Here is a 14,235-nt window from a genome sequence, read left to right as displayed (position 1 = left end):
TAAATAGAAAAAAATCCATCCGATCACTTTACACACTTTTTTCTTACAGGATAAGTTTGAATGCCCTTGATAGCCCATTTTTTAATGGTAAAATTTAGTGACACCTTAGGGAATGATAAATCAAAATCCAGTTTGAGGTACTGGACAAACCTTTATTTAATTTATGCCATAGCATAGACTTCATCAAACAGCTTTTTATCTAACCGCTCTTGTTGTCCGAAGCTTTTCTTCAAAACGTTATGAAGTACCGAGTTGAAGGCATTGTAACCCAACCATAGATTTGGTTCTTCGTTGAGCAACAAGGCTTCGTAGTTCAATATTTCGATAACCTCGCGAGACTTTTTTGAAGGGTCGCTATTCTTGTCGCTACATTCGTATCTGAACAGTTTCGTTCTGTCGAGAATTGCCTTCACAAATTCTTGTGTATTGATGATTTTAAATTCTTTCATCTTGTCGAATTTCTTGGTAATGGTATAGAATTCATTATCTAAAAATTTATCGAATAGATTATTCAATCTCGGCATAATCAAGTGCGTATTGTTCTTACTGTGTTTTATGGAAAACTCGATTTCTGCTTGTGACACGTGCAGACCGTTTGAGCACACCTCTCTATAAAACCCGAAGTGTCCAGAGGTCTTTTCACTTCCGTCATACGAGTTTTTGAACCGAAGCATCGGTAATATCAAGTCCTTATCATTCTTGACGGTAAACTGGCTTTTATCATCGATAATAAAGTCAGTAATGAACGACCTATCATTTTTGTTGATGGTGCGTTTGTGGAAGTTCAGTTGCGCATCGGTCAACATATCTTCAGCTTTCTTGAAGAACAGTTGGTTTGGAATGTGGCCATAACTGTTCGATACCACATTCACGATTTTGCCATTTGAGATAATGACATTTTCAAAACCTCGTCGGGATTCCATCTGTGTCAGACTTTTTAAGGATTTCATTTCTGATGGAACAAAGATTTCATCCTGTTGCAAATTTTGTAAATACATAACTTTTGAATTTTAGTTAAACAATATTTGAGCAGTACCCAAACGGAAGCTAAAATCTCAGCTCAAAAGGAAACGGAATAAATAAGCGTAGGATGTCGCGTGGGCTTTATGCCGTAGTCTTTTGATGGGTGTATTTTACGAGTTTACCTTTGCGCTAACTATTGATTGATAACCCATTTTATTTTATAGTCACTTCAACTAAAGCGGTATCATAAAAAAGAAGAAGGGCCAGCACGAATGCCGACCCTTCTTCAAACAACAAAAGCTAATCTTTCAGTTGCTGAATTTGCTTTTCAAGAACCGTGATGCGCTCTTTCATACGTTCCTCACGCTTGCTTCTTTTTTCGGCATATTCCTTTTCTATGCCTGCAATCTTGGATTTATAATATCCCTGTATCGCATTGTAGAATGAAATATTCGTCAAGTTGTTGACGTGATTGCTTTCGCCAAAATGCACTTGCCTCGTGAGCATATACCGTATCAATTTATGGAAGGTTTCCTTTTTGAACTTCTTCTTGAAATTCTCTACCATTTCAACTCTGGTCATCTTTGAAGTGTCGCCCAAGAACTTTGAGAAATACTTTTGTTGACTCATATAGTCCACATTATTTTCAAAAAGCGATATTGAAAATGCCACCATTTCGTCTTTTGAAAGTGTTTTCTTCGTATCGATGTATTTCGTTTCTCGAATCATCTGCACAACTTCTTCAAACTGCTTGTTGTTCTCTATTTGCTTCTTCCGGATTTCCCTTTCGTTGATTTTTACGATTTGTTCTTCAGGCGTACAATCTGCCATTTTTCTGTTGGCCAATGGTGCCGAATATTCCGTAGAATCGTTCTTGGATTTTTCAACAATTTTCAAAAAGATTTCCTTGTGTTGGAATGAATCTGGATGGAACACGATGCCGTTTTTAAATCCATCTTCTTTTGCTGAATTGAATTTTTCCAATGCTTCTTTATAAGTCTGCATTGCTTCATCCAATTCTGCCTTTAACTCATCTTCAGAATAATCGTAATGCTGATACTCTTTCTGAACAGCTACGATTGTTGGCTCAATTGGATTTTCTATGATTTCAACATCGTCCAGTAAATAGACTTTCAATCCGTTCTTTTCCAATTGTGATATAATGAGTTGATTGTTTTCGTCATCTGCCCAGTATTGTTGTATTTCAGGAATCAATAGGATGTTCTCTTTCTTGGACTTTTCAATCAGGTTCAAGAACGATTTGTTTTTCTTTGTTTCGAAACAGGCTGATTTTGTGCAGACCATTTGACCTTCGCCGAACAGATTGCCTTGATTGGCTGCATTGAAAGGACATTCTACACAAGACCCAGCTTTCGACACCAATTTTTTATCGGTAACATCGAACGATGCTTTTTCCAAATCATAGGTCTGGTCTTTAATCATCCTGTTAATCTGATGTGCATTAAAATCTTTGCCCATCGTTTCCAACATCATCTGTTGTTCTTCCGGCTCGAAGAGTGCTACACCAACACCCAATGAAATCGTCATTTCGCCATTTCGGACAAAGTGCTTGAAACCGTCAATCAATCCAGCCAGTTTTAGTCGCTGTCTGATGAAATTATCTGTTCTTCCCAATCGCTTCGCAATTTCGGTAGGCGCATATTTCTCATTTAGGTAAGCAATCGCCTCAGCTTCTTCGGTCGGTTCTACATTCTGTCTTTGCAGATTCTCTATAATCTGAACTTCCAAAACATCATTGCTCTCATAAGTTCTGACGATACAGGGTACAGTTTTCTTTCCTGCCAATTTACTTGCACGATATCGGCGTTCGCCCATTACAATGACGTAATGGCCATTTAGTTGTCTTACCGTGATTGGTTGCAACACACCGTGCTTTTCGATACTCTCAGAAAGCTGCTTTAACGCATCCTCGTTAAAGGTCTTTCTCGGCTGTTCAAGGTCAGGCCTGATTTTACCCAATGGTAAGTTCTGAATTTGAAGTGGGGCTGTTTTCTTCCCGTTTACTTCTTTCTTGGCAGTAGATTTCGCTCTACTGCGCTTCTTTCTGGTACTCGCTTTTGTTGTCATAATTCTCAAATTTTTGATTAAACAATATTTGAGCAGAAACCAAACGGAAGATAAAATCTTGGCTCAAAAGGAAACGGAATAAATGAGTAGGGGAAGAAGCGCTGGCTTTATGCCGTAGTCTTTTGATGGAAGTATTTTACGAGTTTACCTTGCGTGTATATTGTATGATAATACACTCTATATTTTATTAAAATAATTTACTGGAAAAGCACAAAAGTTATAAAGTTTGAATTAACATATTAAGTTTAGTTTATTAATGGTCTATTACTTATTGGAATCAATCACACTACCACAGGTTAACATTGCATCACCATAGTATGGATTTCTAATTTCTTCTTCAGCACTCAACCAAACTGCACCTTTATTGTTGTTTGCCATCGGGCATTTTTGGACATAGTAATTTGTTGAGTTTTCTATGTTCATAGCAATAGGTACTATATTCTTGTTTAGAATGACAAAGTGAGCACGCTGGTTTTCCAGATTGTCGTTTGTGGCGATAGCATCCAGCATCTCAATACTTTTGGTAAGATGTTGCTTTTCCATCTTGCCTAAATCTGATGTAGAAATTTCCTTTAATTTCTTTGATGTCGCTTTCGCGAAAGTAGAAACCTGACCAGCATCGCTTTCTACCAATGCATCTTTCATTTTGAGATACGACGGTAATGCTTCATTAAATGCAGAACTAAAACTGTTACTGAAACTCATTTCCATATCGCCCATCATAGCTGATTCGTCCTGCATCATTTGCTGATTCATCATTGATTTTTTACCCTGTAATTGTGCTGCTGCATCTACCGTGAACGTTCCATTGGTTACTATTTCATCGCCATTATTTAATCCGGAAGATACTTGGTAAGTTTCGCCAGAGCGATTGCCCAAGGTTACTTCGCGCATTTCAAATACAGGTTCATTAGGATTGGTTTTCACATATACCAATGAGCGCTCGCCCGTCCACAGCACAGCACTTGCAGGCACGGTAAGTGTATTTTCCAGAGTTTGTGTTGCCCCTTCAATCTTACCCGTCACAAACATTCCTGGCTTAAATAGGTTGTCTCTATTTTGAAGGGTTGCACGTACCGTTACCGTGCGTGTCGCATTATTTAGAATAGGGTCGATGAATGAAATAGTTCCTTCAAATTCCTTATTGGGATAGGCATTGGTCGTGATGTTGATTTTTTGCCTAACGTTGAATTGCGCTATCTGATTTTCATAAGCATCAAATTCTGCCCAAACCGAATTGAGGTTGCTCAACTTCACAATAGGCTGTCCTTGATTTACATAATCGCCCTGTGCTGCCATTACTTCTGAAACCGTTCCGGAAACCGTTGCATAAATCGGGAAGTTCTCGCGCACTGTTCCGCTTTCTTCTATAGCATTGATTTGTGCTTCTGAAAGTTTCCAATTTTTGAGTTTGTTGCGCACGGCTTTGTATAAAGCAGGTTGCGATTCTTTCAACGATGCCGCGGTAATCAATTCCTGTTGTGCCGCTACAAGGTCTGGTGCGTAAATGGTTGCGAGTAGCTGACCACGGTTTACTTGCTGTCCTTCATAGTTAACGTTGAGTTGTTCTATCCTTCCTTTAAAATAGCTGGATTGTACGGTATTGTTTTCTTCGTTAGCAGCTATTTTTCCCGAAAGGGATATCATCCCATCATCATCGCTTGTTTCTGCATTACCCACAATGGTAGTTTGAATATTTGCTAATGCCATAGCATTTTCGGTCATTTTTATCTCGTTTGCTGCGAGACCTTCTGCACCAGTTTCAGCAGGGATTAAGTCCATCCCACATATAGGACAATCGCCAGCTTCGGGTTGCATAATCTGTGGATGCATTGAGCAGGTCCACATTTGTTCAACGGTTTCCCCAGAATGATCGTGTTGATCAGACATATCCGATAAGTCTTTTACAGGACTCCTGTCATTCGTTGAGCCTCCAAATATAAGCCACCCTCCTAATAAGCCTACTATAAGAGCAAGACCTATGAATATTACATTCTTTTTCATATCACCTAATTTATTATATGTTCTTAAGACTAACTAAATAATTATTTAGTCTTAAGTATTGTTGCGAACAAGCTTTAATTATAAAAGAATAAGTACAATTACTATTCCTCTTTTTGGTTTTCTAATCTATATATTATCTTTTTCATTTGAGCAATCTCACGCAACTGTGCCTCTATAATTTCCTCAGCAAGTTTTTTGGCTTCCGGATCTTTTATATCGGCTCTTTTACTCGTTAAGATAGCGATAGAGTGGTGTGGAATCATTGCTTTCATCCAGAGAACGTCACCTACAGTTGATTTTTGTTCGCGTACCAGACCCAATGCACTCACAAAAAGTATTAAACTCCCCAAATAAATAGCTATGTTCTTTTTTTTGTTCTTATACATATTTAGCATTAATGACAACATAATTACTGCCATTGCAGCTATACCGAGGCAAACCATATAAAATCTTGTAAGGCTGAACCAAACGTGGTCCCATTCGTAGGTATTTAGGTACATTGTGATGTACATTGCTATAAATGAAAGCCCAAGCATAGCCATAAACTTTCCGTAAGTATTTTTCTTCATTCCGTCTTTTGTGTTTTCTTTTGAATCCATTGTTTTTGGTTTTTAAATTATTATTTATTTGAACTTCTTCTTTAATTTTCTGATCGATGGCGAACTGATATACCATAATACGAAACCGCTCAATACGGTTATCAATCCCAAAAGTGAAAATGCCCTTAACAACAACGTGTTGAAATTATCCCTTCCCTGGTAATCCATTGTATGTGTCATCCAAAGGAAATCGAACCAACGCCAATCCCTGTGTCTCACCGTTTGAAATGCACCATTTTCAACTGCCACATAGGCTTTTAAATTTTGTGGTGTCTCATACGAAATTTCATAGGCTGGAAGTGGGCGACCGCGATATTCGTGATGTGGGCTTACAGAATCGACTAATTGAATTTTTGCTATTTCTAAATCGTCCAACATATATCTACTTGCAACTTGTTGAGCCTCTTTTTTAGAAATCCCATTTTTCCTTTGTCCTGTTCTGGCATTATAAAGCTGTGCTTCATTAATCCAATAATAAGGTTCATTTGCTATTTCCAGTAGTTCCAAAGAATGTACAGGCTCATTTATAGCAAGTTGGGATGTGCTGAGCAAATCATTAAATGAGGTCTGCACAGGTGCTTCTTTCTTAAATTGGTCACCGTGTATATCGTCGATATCCGTCCAGCTGAAATACATCCCACTAATCGTCCACATCAAGAACTGAATACCTAAAAAGATACCCAAATAGCGGTGCGCTTTTCTAATCCATTTCGCTGTTTTTCTGTTCACCATATTACTTTATTTCCAAAGGAAACTCAATCGTTACTTTTTCCCAACTCATTGAGATTGTTCCTGAAGTCTCAGTTGTTTTGTTTATTTTGTACTCTAAATGTTCCTTGATTTCTTCGGAAATTTTAGGCGTTGCTTTAAATCGTAATACATCATCGCTCGCATCATAGTCATCCTTTCCGTGTTGGTTCCAATTCCTGTTGAAAATGACTGTCCATTCTTCTTGATTCGGAATTACAAAAAATCCATATTTCCCAGCTTTTAATTCCTTGCCATCAATTTCTAAATCCTTATTTGTTTCCAACCAAGTAGCCATATGGGCACCAGCCTGCCAGACTTGGTCGTAAGCCAACAGTCCACCAAAAATTATTCTATTCCTTACGCCTGGGGAAGAGTAATCGATATGAATATGAGCATCGCCAACCATTGCCCTTGTTTCGGTATGCGGACTTAATGGTTTTTTCTTGTCGGTTTTAGCGGTTTGAGAAACCGTTTCTATTTCTTTGGTCACAACTTCATTGGTCTCTTTACTTTCTTGTTTACAGGAAGAAAGTATTATTAGGGCTAATATGTAATACTGTATTTTCATAGGTTATATTATTTAATTGTTTTGGTTCTTAATCGCAGGGCATTTAAAATTACCGATACCGAACTGAAGCTCATCGCCAAGGCAGCAATCATAGGTGATAGCAGCAACCCGAAAACAGGATAGAGTACGCCTGCTGCAATAGGCACACCTAGGGTGTTGTATATAAATGCAAAAAACAGGTTTTGTTTGATATTGCGCATTACTTTATGGCTTAAGTTTCTCGCTTTAACAATTCCCTGTAAATCGCCTTTAACCAATGTTATCATCGCACTTTCAATCGCGACATCCGTTCCCGTTCCCATAGCAATTCCTACATCACTTTTGGCCAATGCAGGGGCATCGTTGATTCCATCACCTGCCATAGCGACTACTTTTCCGTTTTCTTGTAGTTTTTCTACTTCTTTGAGCTTGTCTTCTGGTAACATACTGGCTTTAAAATCTGCCAAGTTTAATTCTGATGCTACGGCTTGTGCTGTTTCGTGGTTATCGCCAGTTAGCATTATCACATCGATCCCTTTATCTTGAAGTGCTTTAATAGCATTGGTACTTGTTTCCTTTATCTTATCGCCAATGACTACGTAGCCAGCAACTATTTTATCTATTGCCAAATAAGAAACTGTCTTACCTTGTTTTTGATACGTCTGTGCTTCGGTAATCATTTCTTTTGAAAGCCTAGCATCTGCGTACTCCATCATTTTTGCATTTCCCAATGCTAGACTGCTTCCATTCACCTTACCTTCCACACCTTTTCCGGTAACTGCACTAAAGCCTTCAGTTTTTAAAAGTTCAGTTTTATTTTCCTTTCCATATTTTACGGTAGCTTCAGCCAAAGGATGCTCACTTGAACTGTTCAAGGAAGCGATAAGTTGAAGTATTTCGCTTTCGCGAAAGCGGTCCCAAAAGCATCCATTTTTTCAACGGTTGGTTTTCCCTCTGTAATCGTTCCTGTTTTATCTACAATAAGGGTATCTACCTTATCCATTTTCTCCAAAGCTTCAGCATTTTTGATAAGCACCCCATTTTGAGCACCCTTACCGACACCCACCATCACCGACATAGGTGTAGCCAAACCTAAAGCGCATGGACAAGCGATAATTAATACGGCAATAGCATTGACCAAAGCATATACATAAGTTGGTTCTGGACCCCATATTGCCCATACCACAAAAGTTATGAGTGAAATAATGACCACTATAGGCACAAAATAGCCAGAAACTGTATCGGCTAATTTTTGAATGGGTGCACGACTTCTACTCGCGTCGTTCACCATATGAATGATTTGCGATAGCAAAGTCTCACTACCTACCTTTTCAGCTTTCATTAAAAAGGATTGATTGCCATTAATAGTGCCGCTGCTTACTTTATCATCTATTGCTTTATTTACAGGAATAGGTTCGCCCGTAATCATCGATTCATCTACCGTAGTGCTACCTTCTGTAATCATACCATCCACAGGAATTTTATCCCCTGGCTTCACACGTAAAATGTCACCTTTTTCTATCTGGTCGATACTGACTTCTTCTTCATTGCCATCTACAACTTTTATGGCTTTATTAGGTGCTAATTTCAACAGCTCTTTTATTGCGCTGTTGGTTTTGCTATGGGCTCGAGCTTCTAGTACTTGACCCAGTAATACTAACGTTAAGATTACGGTGGTAGCTTCATAGTAAACAAATACGGTTCCGGAATTGGTTTTGAACTGGGACGGGAAAATATCAGGAAACAACATACCAAATACACTGAATAGCCAAGCTACCCCTGTACCAATTCCAATAAGGGTAAACATATTAAGATTCCACGTCTTGATGCTACGGTACGCTCGCTCATAAAACATCCAAGTGGCATAAAAAACAACTGGTAGAGATAAACCGAATTGAATCCAATTCCAATATTCTATCTCTAATAAATTTTCCAATGGGTTACTGGTCAACATTTCGGACATTGCAATGATAAAAATGGGCAATGTGAAAGCAACCGCTACCCAAAACTTTTTTAATAGTTTTTTATAGGTTTTTTCCTCTGCGGACAAATCGGGTTCCATAGGCACCAAATCCATTCCACAGATAGGGCAATCGCCCGGTTGATCACGAACGATTTCTGGATGCATTGGGCAAGTATATTGCGTTTCAGAAGTCGCCGTTAGGTTTACTTCTTCGACCAAGTCCATTCCGCAAACGGGACAGTCGCCTGGTTGGTCGTAAGTTTTATCACCTTCGCAATGCATTGGGCAATAGAATGTCCCCGTTCCTTTACCCTTAGGTTTCTCAACTTTCTGTTTATCGTGGGTATGCTGATGTTCGCCATTCTGATGGATGCTGTATTGACCACCCTTAGCTTTAAGCGCCTCTTGAAATTTTTCGATTGGAATATGGGATTCCATTTCAATGGTCGCTTCAGCTTTTTCTAAATTTACAGTTGCATTGGTAACACCTTCTACTTTAGAAAGCGTTTCTTCAACGTGTTTTCTACAACCATTGCAGGTCATACCGTGTATGTGATATTTGTGTTTCATAGTTATTGTATAAAGAATTTTACAATCAATCCACCTGCTAACCACACATAGCAAATGAAGGCCGCATATTTTAATATTGTTTCCAGTAATGGACTTTTTGGTGCCATTTCACTCATTGAATGCTCAACATCCTTTTTCTTGTAAAATCCTAAATAAATCAGGTATCCTGAAATCATAAGAAAAGCAATATTTAAGTAGAATGTATAATCAATCTTGAAATGGTCTTTATCCTGAATCTTGACTTGCGAAGGGTCTGGTAACATACTCAGCAAGTCGAATGAATAGTGCAGGGCCAAAGATGTTCCAATTAGAGCCGTAAAGAGTAGAAACAAAATGAAAAACGACATTTTCCAACCATAATATTTAGCGTTAATTCGTAATACTGGGAAAACAACCAAATCGCTAAAAATAAATGCCATAACACCTGCAAAACTTACGCCCTTACCAAATAGTAGGGCTGCTAAGGGTATGTTGCCCATAGAACCGATAAAGGTCAAAAATGCAGCAACTGGCCCCACGACAATATGCTCCAGAACTTCGAGAAAGGTAAAATCAGTTTTGCCTTGACCACTGTTGATAAACAGGGTTTGGAAAAATGAATCAGGGACAAAGGCCGCTACGATTCCGGCAATGGTAAAACCTACAGTTACATCCTTCCAGACCATCTGCCATTCCATTTTATACTTCTTGGCGACCCGTGACCAGCTATCTTCCTGTTGTATCTGCTTTTTCCAGTCTTTGGAATCATCTATTTCATCATCGTCCTGCCCTTCAAGGTTTTTTTTCGCTTTTTCAATGAGTTTTTTGGGATTGATAATGCGGATAAGAATCCAGCAGATGAGTATGAGCAGTATGCCACCTACATATTCCCCAACCACGAACTGCCATCCCAAAAAGATGGAAATGATAATTCCCAATTCGATAACCAAATTTGTCGATGCCAGTAGAAAGGCAATAGAGGATACAAAACTCGCCCCTTTTTTGAAGAGAGATTTTGCACTTGCCAATGCAGCAAAACTGCACGAGCTACTGATAAATCCAAAGAATGTACCCAACAGCACACTTTTGGATTCGTCTTTCCCCATCGTTTTCTGCATACGTTTTTCCGTCACAAAAATCTGTATCATACTACTGATTATGTAGCCCAAGATGAATGCCCACAAAGCCATCCAGAAAAATCCGGTTGTGGTATAGGCAGCTTCGCCCCATTGTTTTAAAAACTCGCTCACAGGTTAAATTTTATTTTGCATTCCTTGATGATGAATGGGTTTTAACTATCTGCCATTTATCATCTATCTTCTTAAGGATAGAAGTTGCCACCCCTTTTTTCTTTATCGTTCTACTCTTGCCTTCATCATCTGGGTTGAGAACGATAGTGTAGATATAGGTTTCGGTAGTAAAAGCGTAGGGCAAGTCTACTTCTGCATCAATCACATAATCTGAAAATTCAAACTTTTTGAAATGACCTAATTCTGGTCCTAAGTGATGTTCTATATAGTGTGCATAAGAACCCTCAACACCGCCAGATTCAAAAACTTCCGAGTCCTTTGTAAACAACTCAAAGGTACCTTCAGTCGTCAGGTTTTGTAGTGCATCTTTATAGGTTTTCATTACTTTGAGAACAGCTTCTTTCTCGGTGCCTAAATCTACATTTTGGCTAAACATTTGGCCTGTGGCAAACGTAAGTAGCATTAGGATTGTTGTTAATTTTAGAGTTTTCATAATTTTAGTTATTAAGGGTTATTTATTTACTCGAATTCTATTCACGTTTGCGATACCAAATACAAGGACAAAAAACCTGAGGGCCACCTCAAGTGCCACCAAGGCTTTAGCTGTAGCAGTTATTGGGACTATATCACCATAGCCTACAGATGAGAATGTAATTAGACTGAAATAGGACATATCGAAAAATGCCATCAGCCCGTTATTTCCCGAACTATTATTTATCTTGAAATGAGTAGAATCAAAAAAATGTAATGCTGTATAGTCTATAGTGAATGAAAGTACAATCAGGACAATTAAAAATCCGAATAACACTAAAACGTGGCTCAGCAAATGGCTCTGTCCGATAATTTTCATTAATTGATTAAAGGATAGGGCTATGATAAATCCTATCTTTGTTAGTGTTATGGCCAATAGTATAATCACTGCGTAAGTAGCATTAATATTAGGCAAGACATACAGCCCGATAGCTGAAGCAATAAGCACTACCAATAGTACGTACTTTGAACTATTAAAAAGTTGCCCATAAAAGGCAGCCGTGGTTTCTATGTCCTTTTCTTCACTCATTCTTTTGAGAGTTTTATAAAAATTTCTTGATATGTCTTTGTTTCGGTTTCGCTTATACGTCTAACAATGTATTTTCTATGTATGCCAATTCTATTTTGAAGTCCCATTGAACCCAGCAACTCTTTAAAGGCTTCCATTGTGTTTTTATGGTAATTGGCTACTTTGGCCTTCTTGTCTTCCACAACTAATGACGCTACCCTTGACGGTACCATTGTGGTTATGCCGGTAGGACAAGTATCTAAATTGCATTTTAAGGACTGCACACACCCCAAGGCAAACATCATTCCTCTGGCACTATAACAGGTATCTGCGCCGAGTGCCAACATTCTATAGATATCAAAAGCCGAAATGATTTTACCAGCTGCCATTAATTTTATCTCATCTCGCAAGTCATAATTTTTAAGAATCCGGTTTGCGAAATGAATAGCTTCAACTATCGGCAGCCCTGCCCAATGAAGTGATTCCATATGGGCAGCGCCCGTGCCCCCTTCGGCACCGTCAATGGCAATGAAGTCTGGATAATTTTGCGTTTCAGCGAAAGATTGAACCATTCTTTCAAATTCATCTTTTTGTCCAATACATAGTTTAATGCCAATTGGTTTGCCATTGGAAAGCTCTCTCAATTTTTCAATGAAAGAAATCATCTCTTCATCGTTTCCAAATGCCGAATGATGCGGTGGCGATAGTATTTCGGTACCCTTTTCAACATCCCTGAATTTTGCGATTTCTTCTGTGTTTTTCTTTGCAGGCAGTATAGCTCCAAATCCTGGTTTGGCTCCTTGCGAGATTTTAATTTCAATCATTTTGACCACCTCGTACAAGGCAATTTCCTGAAACTTTTCGGGGTCGAAATTACCTTCTTCAGTACGGCATCCGAAGTAACCGGTTCCGATTTGAAATATGATATCAGCCCCATACTCCTGATGATAGGGTGTAAAGCCACCTTCACCCGTATTCTGGGCAAAACCAGCTATTTTAGCACCGCCATTAAGGGCTAAGGTCGCATTTTTGCTTATTGAGCCATAGCTCATTCCCGCAAGATTCAGAATACTTGCAGAATAGGGCTTATCACATTTGGAACTTCCAAATGTTACTCTAAAATCATCGTTGACTTCTTTTGCCGGATAGGTGGAATGTGTAAACCATTCACGACCAACTTTATCATACGGTATTTGTGTGCCAAAAGGTTGACTTTTATTAGTATTCGCAGCACGTTTATAGACTATTTCTTTTTGTATCCAGTTAAAGGGCTTTCCTTCCGTCCTGTTAAGCAAAACGGTTTCTTGGACAACGTGTCGTTGTTTTTCCAGAAAATTGGTAATTCTACCAAATAATGGAAAGGTACGTCTAATGTTATCTGATTTATGAAAATAATCGATTAGTCCTAAAATCAAGAAAGGAAGTAATACCAATGCAAGCCACCACAACAAGGGGTACATAATGATTATGGTTGCTACCGCCAAAACCAATATGATGCTCGTTATGATAAATCCTTTTCTCATAATCTTTGTTTAATGGGAATGCCCATCACTTTCCTCGTGACCTTCTTCACTTTCGGTTTCAATATAATTTCCTTGTGGGCCCACTCCCTCTATATATACCAACTGTGAACCATAATGTCCTGCTTCGGAAACTGAATATGCCGAAAAGGCCATAACTACAAAAACTGCTATTTCAAAACCACGCTTTAGTTTGACCCAAAACAGGCTTACTATTTTCAGAATAGCTGCAATAGCACTCGACCAAAGTGTCCAGTCGGCATATTTGTCGTGTTGTTCCAGTACGCTTTTTGCCATTTCGGTAAGTCCTTCTGTGTGCGGGTGCACAAATGTTCCAGCGACATACGCCCCAATAAACCCAGAACCAACCATTAAAAGGATTACCCAGTCCATTGTCCGGTTCAAGGTAAACAACTGTATCAATTGTAAAACCACCGCTAACAGCAATAGTACAATGGGAAAATGTACGACCATAGGGTGTAGGTTGGGAAAAGCATCAAAATCTGCTTTCACGGAATCTGATTGTACAGCTGATGCTATGCTCACCGATAATTCAGTTGCATCAAGGCTATTTCGTTCTTCATTTAAGGCAAATGTTTTGGTCAAACTACTTAAGAAGGTAATGACCAAAATGATTGAAAAAAAATGTTTTGTATTCATCTTTTATGGTTTTTAATTAGTCCCTATCAGCTGTAGTGCCATAGCCCCAAGAACTACGACGGCTATAACAGTATATATTATATAATTGAACCACTTTTTTAACGGGTTCTTATTCTGCGTTTTGCTATTACCTGTATTGCAACAATCTTTCATTACCTATTTATTTTTCAGCTTTCTTTAATGAAGCTGAAACCCTAAATTTATACTTGAAAGTGAGAGGCGAAGTGGTATTGACCAATAAACCATTTCAAATGTTCACCTCCCAAAATCAAGTACTCTTCACTAAACTTCTCTTTTTCAAAA

11 protein-coding genes and 1 pseudogene are annotated in these 14,235 nt (G+C 38.6%); all 12 read right to left on the bottom strand.

The features are described 5' to 3' along the window. Nucleotides 1-161: 161 nt before the first annotated feature. Nucleotides 162-998 (bottom strand): DUF932 domain-containing protein, encoded by an 837-nt coding sequence (locus SIB89_RS11345; protein ID WP_412559860.1) that lies wholly within the window; start codon nucleotides 996-998, stop codon nucleotides 162-164. A 265-nt stretch (nucleotides 999-1,263) separates the two neighbouring features. After that, entirely contained in the window at nucleotides 1,264-3,051 is a 1,788-nt protein-coding gene (locus SIB89_RS11340; RefSeq protein WP_412559859.1) for a ParB/RepB/Spo0J family partition protein, read from the bottom strand. Nucleotides 3,052-3,315: 264 nt separating this feature from the next. Further along, complete coding sequence (locus SIB89_RS11335; RefSeq protein WP_412559858.1) at nucleotides 3,316-5,055, bottom strand: efflux RND transporter periplasmic adaptor subunit; 1,740 nt, start codon at nucleotides 5,053-5,055, stop codon at nucleotides 3,316-3,318. A 101-nt stretch (nucleotides 5,056-5,156) separates the two neighbouring features. Further along, nucleotides 5,157-5,654 carry a DUF305 domain-containing protein gene (locus SIB89_RS11330; RefSeq protein ID WP_115122589.1) on the bottom strand — a complete coding sequence of 166 codons (498 nt, stop codon included), beginning with the start codon at nucleotides 5,652-5,654 and terminating at the stop codon, nucleotides 5,157-5,159. A gap of 24 nt (nucleotides 5,655-5,678) precedes the next feature. Then, nucleotides 5,679-6,386 (bottom strand): PepSY domain-containing protein, encoded by a 708-nt coding sequence (locus SIB89_RS11325; protein ID WP_412559857.1) that lies wholly within the window; start codon nucleotides 6,384-6,386, stop codon nucleotides 5,679-5,681. Between the two features lies 1 nt (nucleotide 6,387). Next, entirely contained in the window at nucleotides 6,388-6,972 is a 585-nt protein-coding gene (locus tag SIB89_RS11320; RefSeq protein ID WP_412559856.1) for a DUF2911 domain-containing protein, read from the bottom strand. A gap of 8 nt (nucleotides 6,973-6,980) precedes the next feature. Continuing rightward, a pseudogene (locus SIB89_RS11315) lies at nucleotides 6,981-9,484 on the bottom strand (heavy metal translocating P-type ATPase). Nucleotides 9,485-9,486: 2 nt separating this feature from the next. Further along, a complete protein-coding gene (locus SIB89_RS11310; protein ID WP_412559855.1) occupies nucleotides 9,487-10,713 on the bottom strand; it encodes a permease in 1,227 nt (408 codons plus the stop codon). A gap of 10 nt (nucleotides 10,714-10,723) precedes the next feature. Then, nucleotides 10,724-11,206 carry a DUF4440 domain-containing protein gene (locus SIB89_RS11305; protein ID WP_412559854.1) on the bottom strand — a complete coding sequence of 161 codons (483 nt, stop codon included), beginning with the start codon at nucleotides 11,204-11,206 and terminating at the stop codon, nucleotides 10,724-10,726. 18 nt (nucleotides 11,207-11,224) lie between these two features. Further along, entirely contained in the window at nucleotides 11,225-11,773 is a 549-nt protein-coding gene (locus SIB89_RS11300; RefSeq protein WP_412559853.1) for an ion channel, read from the bottom strand. Beyond that, nucleotides 11,770-13,275, bottom strand: coding sequence for an FMN-binding glutamate synthase family protein (locus SIB89_RS11295; protein WP_412559852.1), 1,506 nt, complete (start codon nucleotides 13,273-13,275; stop codon nucleotides 11,770-11,772). Before SIB89_RS11295 ends, SIB89_RS11300 begins: the two co-directional genes overlap by 4 nt. Nucleotides 13,276-13,284: 9 nt before the next feature. Beyond that, nucleotides 13,285-13,932, bottom strand: coding sequence for a DUF2231 domain-containing protein (locus SIB89_RS11290; RefSeq protein ID WP_412559851.1), 648 nt, complete (start codon nucleotides 13,930-13,932; stop codon nucleotides 13,285-13,287). Nucleotides 13,933-14,235: the final 303 nt, after the last annotated feature.

Source organism: Winogradskyella sp. MIT101101, from assembly GCF_047126865.1.
GTDB classification, from domain to species: Bacteria; Bacteroidota; Bacteroidia; order Flavobacteriales; family Flavobacteriaceae; genus Winogradskyella; species Winogradskyella ouciana.
The sequence above is the reverse complement of the archived record's forward strand: the minus strand, read 5'-3'. Positions and strand labels throughout refer to the sequence as shown.